We start from the raw sequence: 17,108 nt of genomic DNA on the forward strand, positions 1-17,108 counted from the left end.
TACAGCTACACCCTCAACGGTACCGATAGCCACCCGACTGGCGCTGGCGCTAACAGCATCAGTGAATCCTTCGTTGTCACCGCTGCCGACTCTGATACCAACACCGCTACCGGCTCGCTGGACGTTACCATCGTCGATGACGTGCCCAAGGCAGTTGATGACAGTAATCTCAATGCCGCATCCGAAAGCTTGCAAACCCTCAGCGGCACCGTGCTCAGCAACGATGTGCAAGGCGCTGATCGTGTGGCCACCGGGCCTATCACAGCGGGTACTTTTGCCGGGACTTACGGCACGCTGGTACTGGCCGCCAACGGTACGTACACCTACACGCTGAACCCAGCAGACACCGACTTCATCGCCCTGCACGGCGGCGGTAACGGCACCGAAACCTTCGCCTACACACTGACCGACGCCGACGGCGATACCAGCACTGCCAATCTCGTCTTGCAAGTGCATAACAACAATGACCCGGTTGTGCTTACCGGCCTGGAAGTGAACGGCGGCGAACTCACCGTCTACGAGAAAAACCTGCCGTTGGGCAGCGCTACAGACACTCCTGCCCTGACCCAAAGCGGCACCTTCACCGTCACCGCGCTGGACGGTTTGCAAACCTTGACCGTGGGCGGCATCAGCGTCGTCAGCGGCGGGGTAGCGGCTGGTTTTCCACAGTCGATCCCGACCGGTTATGGCAATACCCTGACCATCACCGACTACAACGCGACCACGGGCGTGATCAGCTACAGCTACACCCTCAACGGCACCGACAGCCATCCGACTGGCGCTGGCGCTAACAGCATCAGCGAATCCTTTGTCGTCACCGCCGCCGACTCTGATACCAACACCGCTACCGGCTCGCTGGACGTTACCATCGTCGATGACGTGCCCAAGGTGGTGGCCAGCGAACGCTCGGTCACGGCCACCGAGGTGGATTCCAACCTGCTGCTGATCATCGACGTGTCCGGCAGCATGAATGATGCATCGGGCGCGGGCGGCACGCGTTTGAGCCTGGCCAAGGCGGCGATCAACGAGCTATTGACCAAATACGACGAGATGGGCGATGTGAAGGTGCAGATCGTCACCTTCAGCACCGGTTCCACGCAGTTGACCAGCCAGTGGGTGGATGTGGCCACCGCGAAGAGCATTGTCGCAGGCATCAGCGCTACGGGCGGTACCAACTACGACTCAGCCCTGGGCACTGCACAAACGGCCTTCACCTCTGGAGGCAAGCTGACAGGGGCGCAGAACCTGTCGTACTTCTTCTCCGACGGCAACCCCACGCTGTCCAATACCAACAACCCGAACAACCCCGGCGATCAGGTCAATCCGGAGTTTGGCGACGGTATCAACGCGAGCGAAGAGGTGCTGTGGAAAGCCTTCCTCGACGCCAACGGCATCAAGTCCTACGCCATTGGCCTGGGCGCTGGTGTCAACGGCATCTACCTGGACCCGGTGGCCTATGACGGCAGCACCCATACCAATACCAACTCGGTGGTGGTCACTAACCTTGCCGGCCTGGATGCGGTATTGGCCGGCACTGTGCAAGGTGCGCCGGTCACCGGCAGCCTGATGACCGCCGGCACCTTTGGCGCTGACGGCGGCTTTATCAAATCCCTCATGGTGGATGGCATCACCTACACCTACGACCCCGCGGGCCTGGGCAATCAGGGCTCAATGAGCGCCAACCTGCCAGGCGGTCATGGCACGTTCGACACCCTGAGCAACAGCATCACCATCACCACCAGCCAGGGCGGTACGTTGGTGGTGGACATGGACAGTGGCGAGTTCCGCTACACGCCGCCGAAGCTGACGGACACGGCAATCACTGAAAACTTCGGCGTGGTGGTGAGCGACAACGACGGCGACCTGGTCAACTCCAGCCTGGTGGTCAAGGTCAACCCGAATGCGACGCCGGTTGCCGGCGATGACCATGTCATCACCAACATCTTCTCCAGCACGATTGTGGTGCCCGGCGAGTTGCTGTTGCTCAACGACAGTGACCCCAACTATGACCGGCTGACGGCCACGCCCACCAGCTTCACCACCGGTTGGGCGCTCAAGGGTGCCGACTTTACCGGCATGGGCAGCAAGGCATTTGCCGTCAACAACAATGTTCCCGCCAACCAGATTCTGCCTGACGTGCGGCCGTCATTCGCCGGTAATACCGCGACACTCATCGCGACGCTGGCGATCAGCGGCTATCTGGGCAACGTCACCACGGCCAACGCCAATGACGAAGACCGGATTACCGTCAGCCTCAAGCAGGGTGAAACCCTCAACCTGGACCACAATGTGGCGGGTGGTCGTATCACCATGGAGTACTCCCTTAATGGCGGTGGCTATATCCCCATCGCCGACGGAGGCACCATCACCGCAGCGGCCGATGGCGTCTATCAGATCCATATCACCAACATCACCAACACCAGCGGCAGCAACGTCGACGGTTCGCAGAACTACCTGTTGACCATGAAACTCAACTACGCCGGCGCCCAGGACTTTTCGCCGGACTTCCATGGTAACTACACGGTCAACGACAGCCACGGCGGCAGCGACAGCGGCGCCGTGAGCATCAGTTATCAGAGCGGCAATACCCTCAACGGTACCGCCGGGGACGATATTCTGATGGCCGGCCCGGGGAACAACATCCTCAACGGTGGTGACGGTAATGATGTGCTGACCGCAGGCACCGGCAATAACCAACTGCATGGTGGCAATGGCACCGACCTGCTGTTCAGCGGGGTGGGCAATGACCTGCTCGACGGCGGGGCAGGCATTGACACTGCCAGCTATGCCCACGCCACAGGCGGTGTGACCGTCGACCTCGGTCTGCTGGTGGCGCAAAACACTTTTGGCGCAGGGACCGATACCCTGATGGCGGTGGAAAACCTCATCGGTTCCAACTTCAACGACACCCTGATCGGCAACGGCAGTAACAACTTGCTCTCTGGCGGTCTGGGCAACGACACCCTCAGCGGTGGCGGTGGCGATGACATCCTGATTGGCGGGCCGGGCAACAACACGCTGACCGGCGGCACTGGGGCCGACACCTTTCAGTACGCCATCGGTAACACTGGGCATGACGTCATCACGGACTTCGTGCTGGGTATCGACAAACTGGATCTGTCGCAATTGTTGCAAGGGGAAAACGCGACGACGGCTTCGCTGGATGACTACCTGCACTTCAAGGTCGTGGGCGGCATGACCACCCTTGATATAAGTGCTGTGGCGGGTGCGGCCCCCAGCCAGACCATCGACCTGGCCGGGGTCAACCTGGCGACCCATTACGGTGTGACGCCGGGGGCGGGCGGGGTGATTGCGGGCGGGGCGGATACGGCAACTATTATCAATGGGATGTTGAATGATCATTCGTTGAAGGTGGATACGGTTTAGCGACAGCTGCAAGCCTCAAGCTGCAAGATCCCAACTTGCCGCTTGTGGCTTATAGCTTGCAGCTATATCAACCGCACTTTGCGTGATATGGCCTGCCAGCGTTTGCCGGTATGATGGGCGCCCCCGCAGTCTGGATTGCGAATACGTCATGACCTTGCAGTACCCAACTATCGCCGATTGCGTCGGCAACACCCCGCTGGTCCGCTTGCAGCGTCTGCCGGGCGTCACCAGCAATACCCTGTTGCTCAAGCTTGAGGGTAATAACCCGGCGGGTTCGGTCAAGGACCGTCCGGCGTTGTCGATGATTACCCGCGCCGAGTTGCGTGGGCAGATCACGCCCGGCGATACCCTGATCGAAGCCACCTCTGGTAACACCGGGATTGCCTTGGCCATGGCCGCGGCGATCAAGGGTTACAAGATGATCCTGATCATGCCCGACAACTCCAGCGCCGAGCGCAAGGCGGCAATGACTGCCTATGGTGCCGAGTTGATTCTGGTGACTCAGGAAGAAGGCATGGAAGGCGCGCGCGATCTTGCCGAGCGCATGGCGGCCGAAGGCCGTGGCCAGGTGCTGGACCAGTTCGCCAACGGTGATAACCCTGAAGCGCACTACACCAGCACGGGTCCGGAAATCTGGCGCCAGACCCAGGGCAGCATCACTCACTTCGTCAGCTCGATGGGCACCACCGGTACCATCATGGGCACCTCGCGCTACCTCAAGGAGCAGAATCCCGAGATCCAGATCGTTGGCCTGCAACCGATGGAGGGCGCGGCGATCCCGGGGATTCGTCGCTGGCCCGAAGAGTACCTGCCGAAGATCTACAACGCTGACCGCGTTGACCGCATCATCGACATGGCCCAGCGCGAAGCCGAAGACACCACCCGTCGTCTGGCCCGTGAAGAAGGCATCTTCTGCGGCGTGTCCTCCGGCGGTGCCGTGGCTGGGATGTTGCGCTTGTCCCAGGAGCTTGAAAACGCGGTGATCGTCGCCATCATCTGTGACCGAGGCGACCGTTACCTGTCGACCGGCATTTTCGACGTGCCTAACTGATGGCCAAGCACGAGAGAGGCCTGCGCTTCCAACCGACGGGCGGCAGCCGGGCCCCACAAATTCCAGTGGGCAAAAAACAACGCCTGACCATCGAGCGCCTGGCCAATGACGGCCGTGGCATTGTGTTCTTTGAAGGCCGTACCTGGTTTGTGACCGGTGCCCTGGCCGGCGAAGAAGTCGAGGCGCGGGTCTTGGGTGCCCACGGCAAAGTGGTCGAGGCCCGCACCGAGCGGGTATTCACCGCCAGCGAACTGCGTCGGCCAGCCCCTTGTGTACACGCCGGCCGTTGCGGCGGTTGCAGCCTGCAACATTTGCCCCACAACGAACAGCTTGCCCTGAAACAGCGCATGCTCGCCGAGCAACTGTCCCGTGTGGCCGGTGTCGAACCTCAGGAGTGGGCTGCCCCCTTGAGCGGGCCGGAATTCGCCTACCGACGTCGTGCGCGGGTGGCTGTGCGCTGGGACGTCAAGGCCAAAAAACTTGAAGTGGGTTTTCGCGCCGCCGCCAGCCAGGACATCGTCGGTATTGACGATTGCCCGGTGCTGGTACAGGCCTTGCAACCGATCATGCAACGCTTGCCGAACATGCTTCGCCGTTTGAGCAAGCCACAAGCTCTTGGGCATGTTGAGCTTTTCAGTGGCTCGTCCATCGCGGTGTTGTTGCGGCACATGGCGCCGTTGTCGGACGCCGACCTGGTGGTACTTAAAGAATTTTGCACGTTCCATGAAGCGCAACTGTGGCTGCATGGCGAAGGTGAACCACAACCGTTCGAGCCCGATCAAACCCTAGGCTATCGCCTGGATCGGTGGGATCTGGAACTGGCTTACCGGCCGGGGGACTTTATCCAGGTCAACGCCGGAGTTAACGAGGCGATGGTCGCCCAGGCCCTGGATTGGCTGGCGCCAAAACCCGATGAACGGGTACTGGACCTGTTTTGCGGCCTAGGCAACTTCGCCTTGCCCCTGGCCCGTGAGGTACGGGAAGTGGTGGCAGTGGAGGGCGTGCAGGCTATGGTTGAGCGCGCTGCTGCCAATGCTGTGAGCAACAATTTGCATAATGTGCGGTTTTTTCAGGCCGATTTGTCCCAGCCCTTGGCTAACGCAGAATGGGCCAATGCAGGCTTTTCTGCGGTACTCTTGGACCCACCCCGTGATGGTGCCCTAGAGATTGTGCGCAAGCTCGCCGCTCTTGGGGCCGATCGCCTGGTGTATGTGTCCTGCAATCCAGCCACGCTGGCGCGGGACACGGTCGAGTTGGTCAAGCAAGGCTACCGGCTAAAACGTGCCGGGATCCTCGATATGTTTCCGCAGACGGCACATGTCGAGGCGATGGCGTTATTTGAAGCGAGCTAGGATGCTCGCTTAGTCCGACTGGCCTGCGTTCTCCAGGGTCGTGACCTGCCTGGGAGCATGCGTTACAAAGGTCAGCGATTTTGACGCGCTGAAGGCGCGTCGTAGGGAAGGTAAGCAAGATGGTACAGGTGAGAGCACACCAGCCGATCAACACCGACGGCAGTATCAATCTCGAGGCATGGCTGGATCATGCCGTCAGTGTCGACCCGGCACTGGACCGTGAAGCCTTGAAAGCAGCCTGCGAGTTCGCTCGTGAGTCTGAACAGCAAGACAATGCAGCCAAGAATTTGTGGTCTGAAGGCACGTCAAGTTTTCGTACCGGGCTTGAAATCGCCGAGATTCTCGCCGATCTCAAACTCGATCAAGACTCGCTGATCGCTGCGGTGCTCTATCGCGGCGTACGCGAAGGGCATATTCAGTTGCCGCTGGTCAGCCAGCGTTTCGGCGCCGTCGTGGCCAAGCTGATCGACGGTGTGCTACGCATGGCCGCCATCAGCGCCAGCCTGAGCCCGCGCCAGTCCATGGTGCTGGGCACCCAGGGCCAGGTGGAAAACCTGCGCAAGATGCTGGTGGCGATGGTCGACGACGTGCGTGTCGCCCTGATCAAGCTGGCCGAACGCACCTGCGCGATTCGGGCGGTGAAAACCGCCGATGACGAAAAACGCAACCGCGTCGCCCGGGAAGTTTTCGACATCTACGCGCCCCTGGCTCACCGCCTGGGCATCGGCCATATCAAATGGGAGCTGGAGGACTTGTCCTTCCGCTACCTGGAACCCGATCAATACAAACAGATTGCCACGCTGCTCCATGAGCGGCGGCTCGACCGTGAGCGCTTCATCTCCGATGTGATGGGCCAGTTGCGCACGGAATTGCAGGCCACTGGGGTCGACGCTGACATCAGCGGTCGGGCCAAACACATCTATTCCATCTGGCGCAAAATGCAGCGCAAGGGTCTGGAGTTCAGCCAGATCTACGACGTGCGTGCCGTGCGGGTGCTGGTGCCTGAAATGCGCGATTGCTACACCGCGCTGGGGATCGTCCACACCCTGTGGCGACACATCCCCAAGGAATTCGACGACTACATCGCCAACCCCAAGGAAAACGGCTACCGCTCGTTACATACGGCGGTAATCGGCCCCGAGGGCAAGGTGTTGGAAGTGCAGATCCGCACCCACGCCATGCACGAAGAGGCAGAGCTGGGTGTGTGTGCCCACTGGCGCTACAAGGGCACCGACGTCAAGGCGGGGTCCAACCAGTACGAAGAGAAAATTTCCTGGCTGCGCCAAGTGCTGGAATGGCACGAAGAGCTGGGGGACATCGGCGGCCTGGTCGAACAGTTGCGGGTGGATATTGAGCCCGACCGGGTCTACATCTTCACTCCCGACGGCCACGCCATCGACCTGCCCAAGGGCTCCACACCCTTGGACTTCGCCTACCGCGTGCACACCGAGATCGGCCACAACTGCCGTGGCGCGAAGATCAACGGACGCATCGTGCCGCTCAACTACAGCCTGCAGACCGGTGAACAGGTCGAGATCATCACCAGCAAGCACGGCACGCCGAGCCGCGACTGGCTGAACCCGAACCTGGGCTACATCACCACGTCCAGGGCGCGGGCGAAGATTGTCCACTGGTTCAAGTTGCAGGCGCGCGACCAGAACGTCGCCGCCGGCAAGACCTTGCTGGAGCGGGAACTCGGGCGCCTGGGCCTACCCCAGGTGGACTTCGACAAGCTGGCCGAAAAGGCCAACATGAAGCTCGCCGAAGACATGTTCGCCGCCCTCGGCGCCGGCGATTTGCGCTTGGCGCAACTGGTCAACCTGGCCCAGCAACTGGTGGAGCCGGAGCGTGGCAACGAACAGCTGGAACTGATCCCGCGCAAGGCCACCGGCTACAAGCCAGGCAAGCGCGGCGACATTCAGATCCAGGGCGTCGGCAACTTGCTGACGCAAATGGCCGGCTGCTGCCAGCCGTTGCCGGGCGATGCCATCGTCGGCTACATCACCCAGGGCCGCGGGGTGAGCATTCACCGTCAGGACTGCGCCTCGGTATTGCAGCTGGGCGGGCGCGAGCCAGAACGGATCATTCAGGTCAGTTGGGGCCCGGTGCCGGTATTGACTTACCCGGTGGATATCATCATCCGCGCCTACGACCGCTCCGGCCTGCTGAGGGACGTGTCGCAAGTGCTGCTCAATGAGCGGATCAACGTGCTGGCGGTCAACACGCGCTCGAACAAGGAGGACAACACGGCGTTGATGTCCCTCACTATCGAGATTCCGGGGATGGACGCGTTGGGGCGGTTGCTGGGGCGAATCTCCCAGTTGCCGAACATCATTGAGACCCGGCGCAACCGGACGCCATGAGCGGACAGAGATTGATCGATGTATTCACTTGAAGACCTGCTGCACCTGATGAGCCGTCTGCGCGACCCGCAGTACGGTTGCCCGTGGGACATCAAGCAAACTTACGCCACCATCGTCCCTCATACCCTTGAAGAAGCCTACGAAGTCGCTGACGCCATTGAGCGCGGCGACTTTGATCACTTGCAAGGCGAGCTGGGCGATCTGTTGTTCCAGGTGGTGTATTACAGCCAGTTGGCGCGAGAAGAAGGGCGCTTCGAATTTGCCGGGGTGATCGACAGCATCACCCGCAAGCTGATCCGCCGTCACCCGCACGTGTTCCCGACGGGTGATCTGTATGCGCCGCTGGATATCCCGCAACTGAGCGAAGAGCAGGTCAAGCAGCGCTGGGAAGAGATCAAGGCCGAGGAGCGCGCAGAAAAATCTGACGCCCCGCAGCTGTTATCCCTGCTCGACGACGTGCCAATAACCTTGCCAGCGTTGTCCCGCGCGGCCAAATTGCAGAAGCGCGCCGGGCAGGTCGGTTTCGACTGGCCTGAGGCTTTGCCGGTGGTGGATAAGGTCCGCGAAGAGCTGAATGAAGTGCTGGAAGCCATGGCCGATAACGACTCGGCGGCCATTAGCGACGAGGTTGGTGACCTGCTGTTCACGGTGGTCAACCTGGCGCGGCACCTCAAGGTCGACCCGGAAACCGCCCTGCGGCTTGCCAACGCCAAATTCGAAAGGCGCTTGCGATTTATCGAACAGGCATTGCGCGACACCCGTCGTCCCATGGAAGATTGCACCCTCGAAGAGTTGGACGCCCTATGGGGCGAAGCCAAACGCCAGGAAAAGAACGTGTCCAGCTGCGGTTGAGCAGTTGCCTAAGTGAGTAAGCACCATGAGCATTTCCCTTCGCGACCAGTTGCTCAAAGCAGGGCTGGTCAACCAAAAGCAGGCCAAGCAGGTCGGCAAAGACAAGCAGAAGCAGCAACGTCTGGTTCATAAAGGCCAGGCCGAGGCGGACGACACTCAAGTGCGTCTGGCCCAGGAAGCACAGGCCGAGAAGGTCAAGCGCGACCAGGAGCTCAACCGCCAGCAGCAGGAAAAGGTCGAGGCCAAGGCCCGTACGGCCCAGGTCAAGCAGTTGATCGAAACCTCGCGCTTACCCAAGCTGACCACCGAGGACTACTACAACTTCGTCGATGACAAGAAGGTCAAGCGCCTTTCGGTCAACACCTTGATGCGCAACAAGCTGAGCAACGGCTCACTGGCAATTGTCCATCATGGCGGCGGTTACGAAGTGATCCCTCGCGAGGCGGCGCTGAAGATCCAGGAGCGGGCTGCGGAGCGTATCGTTCAGCTCAACATCCTCACCGAGACCCAGGTGCCGGATGAGGATGATCCATACGCCGCCTACCAGATCCCTGATGATCTGATGTGGTAAGGCTGTAAAAACAACACGTGTGGCGAGGGGGCTTGCCCCCGTTGGGCTGCGCAGCGGCCCCAATAAGGCCCGAAAACAACAAACCCCGCTTAATGGCGGGGTTTGTGTTTGCGGATATCGCGGCTGCGTGGGCCGGGGTCCCCGCCGGATTTCAGAGTTTCAGGCGCTTTGCGCCTGGCGTCTCATTTCCAGAGTTTCGAGCTCGCTTTTATAATTATGGGCGTCGGTTTCAGAGTGAAACATTCCCACCAGCAAGTCTTGCTGATGGACATCCCAGATACGTATGCCGTTGGCTACACCTTCGTGGGACATATGTGCATCGTCGCGCTCAGTTACTTTTACAGTCATCTGCTTGCTCCAATCTCTGGTTGGTCTGCGGCAAGTCGTCGCAGGCCTTTGTTATATGTTTTGTTAGCTTGCTAAGTAAATAACCAGGATTTGCAACAAACCTTTACAGAAATAGGAACAGTCGCCCAGGCCCCGAAAACCGCGATATTACGTCGCAGGCGGCTGAGTTTTATGACAAAAGCTTCATGTTGCAGTCAGGTCGCCGAGCTACCGATATCCTGCAGGCGAAAAAAAGCCCCGCATTTCGCGAGGCTCTTTTAATCGATCGTGGATCAGCTGCCTTTCACAGCCTTGCCGTTGACCGTACCTTCCAACAACATGATGTTGTATTCCTTGCCGTCGGTTTCAACCTGTTGCAGGCGAACCAGCAGGTAGTCCCAGCTCTTGGCAAACCACATCACGGTGGTGCGTTTGCTTTGAGTCGGGTCACGCACGCGTTCGACCTTGATGGCATCGATCTGGCCGGCCTTGGTCTCGACTTTCTCTTCACCCAGTACACGGAAGTCATAGGTCTCGACTTCGCCGTCGTCGACCACCTGGTAACTCATGGTCTTCTTGCCAGCGGCGACGTCATGTTGCAGGGCCAACTGGTAAGTGGATTTGTCGACCATGCCACGGTTCAGCGGGATCTTCACCGCGTCGCCGCGGTCAGTGCCGGTGACCATCTTGGTGGTCCAGTCGAAATCCAGGTCGGCCTTCTTGGCTTTGCCCAGGCCACCACGTTCGAAGTGGTAGGACTGTGGCAGCAAGGTGTCCTTGTCCAGGGTCAAGGTGCTTTCTTCGGTCAGGCTGGCGATCATCATCGAGGCCTTGAAGCTCAGCTTCCAGGCGCCGTTGGCGGTTTTCTCCAGGCTTCGCGAAGCGGTGCCGCTCATGGGTAACTGCTTCCAGTCGGCGGTGTAGCTGGCGGAGAACGGCTGAAGGTCTGCCGCCTGCGCCAAAGGCAGGGTGAGCAGCGCAAAAGCAAAGAGCAGGGCGCGACGCATAAAATCTCCTAGGTTCGAATCAAGTGGCCGCTGGCCGCAAGTAACTGACCGTCCAATAATGCACCCGGTTCACCAAGAATCAACCGCCCCTCAGCGAACCAGCGAACAGCCAGCGGGTAAATCTTGTGTTCCTGGGTGTGAACCCGTTGCGCAAGCGACTGCGCAGAGTCCGCAGACTCTACCGGAACCACTGCCTGTACGACCAGAGGCCCGCCATCGAGTTCCTCGGTGACGAAGTGCACGCTGCAACCATGCTCCGTATCGCCGGCTTCGAGGGCGCGTTGGTGGGTATGCAGGCCTTTGTACTTGGGCAGCAGCGAAGGGTGGATATTGAGCAGGCGCCCCTGGTAGTGCCGCACGAAATCAGCGCTGAGAATGCGCATGAAGCCGGCCAATACCACAAGCTTGGGATTGAAGGCGTCGATCAGTTCGATCAGGGCCGCATCGAAGGCCTCGCGGCCCTCGAAAGCCTTGTGGTCCAGGGCGCGGGTGTCGATCCCTGCGTCCCTGGCACGTTGCAGGCCGTATGCGTCGCTGCGGTTGGAAATCACCGCAGCGATGCGCGCCGGGCTGTCGCCCGTGCGCGTGCTATCGATCAGAGCCTGCAAGTTACTGCCGGTGCCGGAGAGCAGCACCACGACGTTACAGGTTGCTGACATCAGTGCGCCTTGAGGTTCTTCAGTTCCACCTGGGCTGCGCCTTCGGCAGCCGTGGCGATCTGGCCGATGACCCATGGCTGCTCGCCGGCTTCGCGCAGGACATTCAGCGCGGTTTCAACGTGCTCTTGAGCTACGCAGATGACCATGCCGACGCCGCAGTTCAGCACGCGGTGCATTTCGGTTTCGTTGACGTTGCCTTTCTCTTGCAGCCAGTCGAATACTGCCGGACGCTGCCAGCTGGCCACGTCGACAATGGCCTGGGTGCCTTTAGGCAGTACGCGCGGGATGTTGTCCAGCAGGCCGCCACCGGTGATGTGGGCCATGGCCTTGACGGCGCCAGTATCCTTGATCAGCTTGAGCAACGGCTTGACGTAGATGCGGGTCGGGGCCATCAGCAGGTCGGTCAATGGTTTGCCGTCGAGCTGGATGTTTTCGATGTCGGCACCGGACACTTCGATGATCTTGCGGATCAGCGAGTAACCGTTGGAGTGCGGGCCGGACGATGGCAGGGCCAGCAGGGCGTCACCGGCGGCAACCTTGGAGCCGTCGATGATCTCGGCTTTTTCCACGACGCCGACGCAGAAGCCAGCCAGGTCATAGTCTTCGCCTTCGTACATGCCCGGCATTTCAGCGGTTTCACCGCCTACCAGGGAGCAACCGGACAGTTCACAGCCCGCGCCGATGCCGGTCACGACCTGGGTCGCGGTCTCGACATTGAGCTTGCCGGTGGCGTAGTAGTCGAGGAAGAACAACGGTTCGGCACCGCAGACGATCAGGTCGTTGACGCACATGGCCACCAGGTCGATGCCGATGGTGTCGTGCTTGTTCAGGTTCAGCGCCAGGCGCAGCTTGGTGCCGACGCCATCGGTGCCGGAGACCAGAACAGGCTGCTTGTAACCGGCCGGGATTTCGCAGAGGGCGCCAAAACCGCCCAGGCCACCCATGACTTCAGGGCGCGCAGTGCGCTTGGCGACGCTCTTGATGCGTTCGACCAATGCTTCACCGGCGTCGATGTCTACACCGGCGTCCTTGTAGCTCAGGGAGGGTTGCTTGCTCATGATCCAGGCCTTTAGGGGGGATTCAGGGGTAACGACCGAATGCGGCGGGAATGCTGAAACGGATGGTTTCAGAATGCCTTGCCATGGACGGTCTGCGAAGGCGCGCGATTTTATCAGGCTTGAGGGGCAGCGGCCATCCTCGGGCCGACGGGCAGGGGCATATGGGGTTAAAAAAACGCTAATCGACGCGGCTTCTGACCGTATATAAGGTATAGCCTTTAACCGACTATCGTTATGACAGTACAAAAACTTACCAGGACCTTGTGAATGTTTTGCTGGTCGCTGTGGTCACAGCCTTGCTTAACAGTGCTCACGCGGTCTGTTCCAGCCGCTTTTTTGTCGTTCGGGAATCTTCCATGCGTTTGTGTAAATTCTTTTTTGTAGGCTGTTTGTCATTGGTCAGCCTGGCGAGTCATGCCGAAACCCTCAATGGCCTCTATCAAGTGCTCGAACCTGTCAGCAGCCAGACGCCGGATGAGCGCGCCCAGGCGACCCAGCGCGCCCAGGCGACCCAGCGCGCCTTGGAAACCCTGGTGATTCGCTTGACCGGCGATGCCAAGGCAGCCAAAGGCCCCGGCCTGGCGGCAATCCGCAAGGACCCGCAACAAATCATCAGCCAGTACGGCTACGACGCCGGCCCGCCTGAAAGCCTGCAGGTAGATTTCGACCCGGTCAGCACCGATCGCGCCTTGCGCGAAGCAGGCCTGGCGCTGTGGGGCAGCAATCGACCGTCGATCCTTGGTTGGTGGCTGAGTGATTCCACCGAAGGCAGCAGCCTGGTTGGTGACGGCCAGGCCGCTGCGCAGCCATTGCGCCGCGCGGCCCAGCATCGCGGTTTGCCGTTGCGCCTGCCGTTGGGCGATCTCGATGAGCAGATCGTCGCCACCGCACCTAATCTTGAAAGCGCTGACCCAGCTCCACTGCGCTCGGCGTCGGAGCGTTATGGTGCCGATGCCATGTTGGCGGTGCATGCCCGTGAAGAGGGCGGGCAATGGCAAGCCAAATGGCGTTTGTGGCTGGGCGATAAAGCCGAGCAGGGCACCGTACAAGGCGCAGATAGCGCGGCCCTGGCCGACGCCGTGCTGTTGGCCGTGAGTGAGCGCCTGGCGCCGCGCTTTGCAGTCAAGGCGGGGGCAACCAGCGAGCAACTGCTGGAAGTGCAGGGCATGACCCTGGAGCGCTACGCTGCCTTGGGGCACTTGCTGGAGCCGTTTGGCGCGCAACTGCAACGGGTCGATGGCAGTCGTATCGTCTATCGGGTCAATGGCAGCGCCGACCAGTTGCGCACCCAGTTGAGCCTGGCGAAGTTGCAGGAGGTGCCGGCCGGTGAGGTGCCTGCACCTGCGCCCGTCCAGCAGCCGACGGCCGAAGGTGCGCAACCGGCGCTTGCGCCGCAGGTCGAGCCGACGCCGCAACTGCGTTTTCGTTGGTAACTGTTCTTCCTTATATAGAAGCAACTAACAGATGGAGTGGTTTATGGCGGATTCGCGTCGTTGGGTGTGGCTTGGCGGGATCGTCGTGCTGTGCGTTTTTGTATTCTTGCTGCATTCGATATTGACGCCGTTCCTGGTTGCGCTGCTGCTGGCCTATCTGTTCGATCCCTTAGTGGATCGCCTGGAAAAGGTTGGGTTGTCGCGCACCTGGGGTGTGGTGGCAGTGTTTGCGCTGTTCACCCTGATTGTCATGGCGCTGCTGCTGGTGCTGGTACCGATGCTGGCCAAGCAATTGTTTCGCCTCTATGAACTGGCGCCGCAAATGCTCGATTGGCTGCAACACACTGCCATGCCTTGGGCTCAGACCAAGCTTGGCCTGGCCGATGGCTTCTGGAAATTCGACAAGGTCAAGGCCGCCATCAGCGAGCACATGGGGCAGACTACCGATATTGTCGGGATTGTCCTCAGTCAGGCGACGGCTTCCAGCCTGGCGCTGATTGGCTGGTTGACCAATCTGGTGTTGATCCCTGTGGTGGCGTTCTACCTGCTGCGGGACTGGGACCTGATGATGGCGAAGATCCGCAGCCTGTTGCCGCGTAGCCGTGAGGAACGCATCGTCTCTCTGGCAGGAGAGTGCCATGAAGTGCTCGGCGCGTTCGTTCGTGGTCAATTGCTGGTGATGTTGGCCCTGGGGATTATTTATGCGGCGGGGCTGATGGCAATCGGTCTGGAGCTGGGCCTGTTGATCGGCCTGATTGCTGGCCTCGCGGCGATTGTGCCGTACATGGGGTTTGTCATTGGCATTGGTGCGGCGCTGGTGGCCGGGCTGTTCCAGTTTGGCGGTGACTTCTACCCGATGCTGGGGATTGTCGCGGTCTTCATGGTGGGCCAGGCGCTGGAAGGCATGGTGCTGACGCCATTGCTGGTGGGGGATCGGATCGGTCTACACCCGGTGGCGGTGATCTTTGCGATCCTGGCGGGCGGTGAACTGTTTGGCTTTACCGGCATCCTGCTGGCATTGCCGGTGGCAGCAGTGATCATGGTGCTGGTGCGCCATGTGCACGACCTGTACAAGGATTCAGATGTCTACACCGGTGTCGACGAGCCCAATCTATAAGGTCGAGGTTCAGCGCTCCCTCACAAACCCGGCTCAGTGCCGGGTTTGTCGTAGTTGCTCCCCAGGCCAGTGGCCGTGGCGTCAAATAATCTCTACAAAATCCAACACGTTAACGCAAACCTTTGATTTTGCTTGTGGTCTGCTGCATTGTGCACCCGGCGTCACGGGTATAAACTTTGCACACTTTTCACAGAGGCCACTAACGGTCCGATTGGAACCGCTCAGTCAGCATGAAACCGATTCAGCTGCCCCTAGGTGTGCGTCTGCGTGACGACGCTACCTTTATCAATTACTACCCAGGCGCCAATGCCGCTGCACTCGGCTATGTCGAGCGGCTTTGCGAAGCCGACGCCGGGTGGACCGAAAGCCTGATTTACCTCTGGGGCAAGGACGGCGTGGGGCGTACCCACTTATTGCAGGCCGCTTGCCTGCGCTTTGAGCAGATGGGCGAACCGGCGGTGTACCTGCCTTTGGCCGAGTTGCTGGATCGTGGCATCGAAATCCTCGACAACCTTGAACAATACGAGCTGGTTTGCCTGGATGACCTGCAAGCAGTTGCGGGTCGGGCGGATTGGGAAGAAGCGCTGTTTCATCTGTTCAATCGCTTGCGTGACAGCGGGCGGCGCTTGCTGATTGCTGCGTCTACCTCGCCTCGGGAGTTGCCGGTGAAGCTGGCAGATCTCAAGTCTCGCCTGACCCTGGCGCTGATTTTTCAGATGCGCCCACTGTCTGATGAAGACAAGCTGCGCGCCCTGCAATTGCGTGCATCCCGTCGCGGCCTGCACCTTACCGATGAAGTCGGGCACTTTATCCTCACCCGTGGCACCCGCAGCATGAGTGCGCTGTTCGAATTGCTCGAACGCCTCGACCAAGCCTCTTTGCAGGCCCAGCGCAAGCTGACTATTCCTTTCTTGAAAGAAACCCTCGGCTGGTAGCCAGCCCTTTAAAATAGGGGCTCTTGGCATTTTGCAGGCGCCAGAAATCTTGCGTTTTAGCCTGTTTGGCCACGCAAAAGGGTCTTGTAGGGGTTTAAGGGCTTAGATGTCATAGCCCAAACAAGAAGTCACATGGATCACGATTGAATTTGCAAATCGATATGATAGAAGGCATAGTCTCGGCTTCTTTACACATCCAGCCACGGTCGTGCCCATGCTAAATCGCTTCGCACCCCTCGTGCCTCTCGCACTCGTTACCCTGTTGTTTGGTTGCGCCACCCACCCTCAACAGGTGGCTGAGCAGCAAAAGCCTCAACAACACAATCAACAAAAATTTGTCGCTGCGCAGTCTTCCACTGCTTACCAGGAAGCTGTCTATTCAGAAGAAGTAGCGACAGAAAAAGAACTGGCTGAATTTTCCGACAGCAAGCCTTATCAGCTTCCAGTTCTGGCCGACAGCATCCTCGAACGCGGCCTGTCTCTGGTCGGTACCCGTTACCGTTTTGGCGGTACTTCTGAAGCCGGTTTCGATTGCAGCGGTTTCATCGGTTACCTGTTTCGCGAAGAGGCCGGCATGAACCTGCCGCGTTCCACTCGTGAAATGATCAACGTTGATGCACCGTTGGTCGCGCGCAACAACCTCAAGCCTGGTGATCTGCTTTTCTTTAGTACCAATGGTCGTGGTCGCGTCAGTCACGCCGGTATTTACCTGGGCGATGATCAATTTATCCACTCCAGCAGCCGTCGTAGCGGTGGCGTTCGGGTCGATAAGTTGGGCGACAGTTACTGGAGCAAGACCTTTATCGAAGCCAAGCGCGCCCTGGCCATGGCCCCGACTACCGTTACCTCCCGCAAGTAAAGTTAAAGTGATACTTGAAGTTTGATGTGTAAGCGCTAGAATCCTTGGATATTGTTGTGAACTGATCGCGCGAGCTTTGCTTGCGCGGTCTGGTTTTCAGCCTTCGGCAACGAAAGCCGCATCCAGATCAGGATCGC

General features: G+C 59.7%; 14 protein-coding genes. 10 read left to right on the top strand and 4 right to left on the bottom strand.

Features of this window, described 5'->3' with window-relative positions:
- From AAEZ06_RS11895 to AAEZ06_RS11920, 6 genes are all read left to right on the top strand, one after another.
- The coding region (locus AAEZ06_RS11895; RefSeq protein WP_350614414.1) for a beta strand repeat-containing protein at nucleotides 1-3,387 on the top strand (3,387 nt) is incomplete at its 5' end.
- Nucleotides 3,388-3,535: 148 nt separating this feature from the next.
- Entirely contained in the window at nucleotides 3,536-4,438 is a 903-nt protein-coding gene (gene cysM, locus AAEZ06_RS11900; protein WP_133101798.1) for a cysteine synthase CysM, read from the top strand.
- Entirely contained in the window at nucleotides 4,438-5,790 is a 1,353-nt protein-coding gene (gene rlmD / locus AAEZ06_RS11905) for a 23S rRNA (uracil(1939)-C(5))-methyltransferase RlmD (protein WP_149412135.1), read from the top strand. Before cysM ends, rlmD begins: the two co-directional genes overlap by 1 nt.
- A 119-nt stretch (nucleotides 5,791-5,909) precedes the next feature.
- Nucleotides 5,910-8,153, top strand: a complete 2,244-nt coding sequence (gene relA / locus AAEZ06_RS11910) for a GTP diphosphokinase (RefSeq protein ID WP_149412134.1) — start codon at nucleotides 5,910-5,912, stop codon at nucleotides 8,151-8,153.
- A gap of 18 nt (nucleotides 8,154-8,171) precedes the next feature.
- Nucleotides 8,172-9,005, top strand: coding sequence for a nucleoside triphosphate pyrophosphohydrolase (gene mazG / locus AAEZ06_RS11915; RefSeq protein WP_149412133.1), 834 nt, complete (start codon nucleotides 8,172-8,174; stop codon nucleotides 9,003-9,005).
- Between the two features lie 25 nt (nucleotides 9,006-9,030).
- Nucleotides 9,031-9,576 (top strand): DUF2058 domain-containing protein, encoded by a 546-nt coding sequence (locus tag AAEZ06_RS11920; protein ID WP_149412132.1) that lies wholly within the window; start codon nucleotides 9,031-9,033, stop codon nucleotides 9,574-9,576.
- A gap of 159 nt (nucleotides 9,577-9,735) precedes the next feature.
- Here AAEZ06_RS11920 and AAEZ06_RS11925 read toward each other — a convergent pair whose 3' ends face one another.
- The 4 genes from AAEZ06_RS11925 to purM form a co-directional block, all read right to left on the bottom strand.
- Nucleotides 9,736-9,924 carry a hypothetical protein gene (locus tag AAEZ06_RS11925; protein WP_149412131.1) on the bottom strand — a complete coding sequence of 63 codons (189 nt, stop codon included), beginning with the start codon at nucleotides 9,922-9,924 and terminating at the stop codon, nucleotides 9,736-9,738.
- A 272-nt stretch (nucleotides 9,925-10,196) separates the two neighbouring features.
- Nucleotides 10,197-10,910 carry a DUF3108 domain-containing protein gene (locus tag AAEZ06_RS11930; protein WP_133101792.1) on the bottom strand — a complete coding sequence of 238 codons (714 nt, stop codon included), beginning with the start codon at nucleotides 10,908-10,910 and terminating at the stop codon, nucleotides 10,197-10,199.
- A gap of 8 nt (nucleotides 10,911-10,918) precedes the next feature.
- Nucleotides 10,919-11,569 carry a phosphoribosylglycinamide formyltransferase gene (gene purN / locus AAEZ06_RS11935; protein WP_149412130.1) on the bottom strand — a complete coding sequence of 217 codons (651 nt, stop codon included), beginning with the start codon at nucleotides 11,567-11,569 and terminating at the stop codon, nucleotides 10,919-10,921.
- Nucleotides 11,569-12,627: a phosphoribosylformylglycinamidine cyclo-ligase gene (gene purM / locus AAEZ06_RS11940; RefSeq protein WP_149412129.1), complete on the bottom strand. Its 1,059-nt coding sequence runs from the start codon at nucleotides 12,625-12,627 to the stop codon at nucleotides 11,569-11,571. Before purM ends, purN begins: the two co-directional genes overlap by 1 nt.
- Before the next feature lie 356 nt (nucleotides 12,628-12,983).
- On the opposite strand from purM, the gene AAEZ06_RS11945 reads away from it, so the two are divergent.
- The 4 genes from AAEZ06_RS11945 to AAEZ06_RS11960 all read left to right on the top strand — a co-directional run bounded on the left by AAEZ06_RS11945 (nucleotide 12,984) and on the right by AAEZ06_RS11960 (nucleotide 16,971).
- On the top strand, nucleotides 12,984-14,060 hold the full coding sequence (locus AAEZ06_RS11945) for a DUF2066 domain-containing protein (RefSeq protein ID WP_350614420.1): 1,077 nt from the start codon (nucleotides 12,984-12,986) through the stop codon (nucleotides 14,058-14,060).
- A gap of 43 nt (nucleotides 14,061-14,103) precedes the next feature.
- Complete coding sequence (locus AAEZ06_RS11950; RefSeq protein WP_133101788.1) at nucleotides 14,104-15,177, top strand: AI-2E family transporter; 1,074 nt, start codon at nucleotides 14,104-14,106, stop codon at nucleotides 15,175-15,177.
- 230 nt (nucleotides 15,178-15,407) lie between these two features.
- Nucleotides 15,408-16,112 carry a DnaA regulatory inactivator Hda gene (gene hda / locus AAEZ06_RS11955; protein WP_054049492.1) on the top strand — a complete coding sequence of 235 codons (705 nt, stop codon included), beginning with the start codon at nucleotides 15,408-15,410 and terminating at the stop codon, nucleotides 16,110-16,112.
- A 214-nt stretch (nucleotides 16,113-16,326) separates the two neighbouring features.
- Complete coding sequence (locus AAEZ06_RS11960; protein ID WP_149412127.1) at nucleotides 16,327-16,971, top strand: C40 family peptidase; 645 nt, start codon at nucleotides 16,327-16,329, stop codon at nucleotides 16,969-16,971.
- Nucleotides 16,972-17,108: the final 137 nt, after the last annotated feature.

Origin of the sequence: Pseudomonas sp. HY7a-MNA-CIBAN-0227 (genome assembly GCF_040310325.1) — a bacterium.
Taxonomy (GTDB): domain Bacteria; phylum Pseudomonadota; class Gammaproteobacteria; order Pseudomonadales; family Pseudomonadaceae; genus Aquipseudomonas.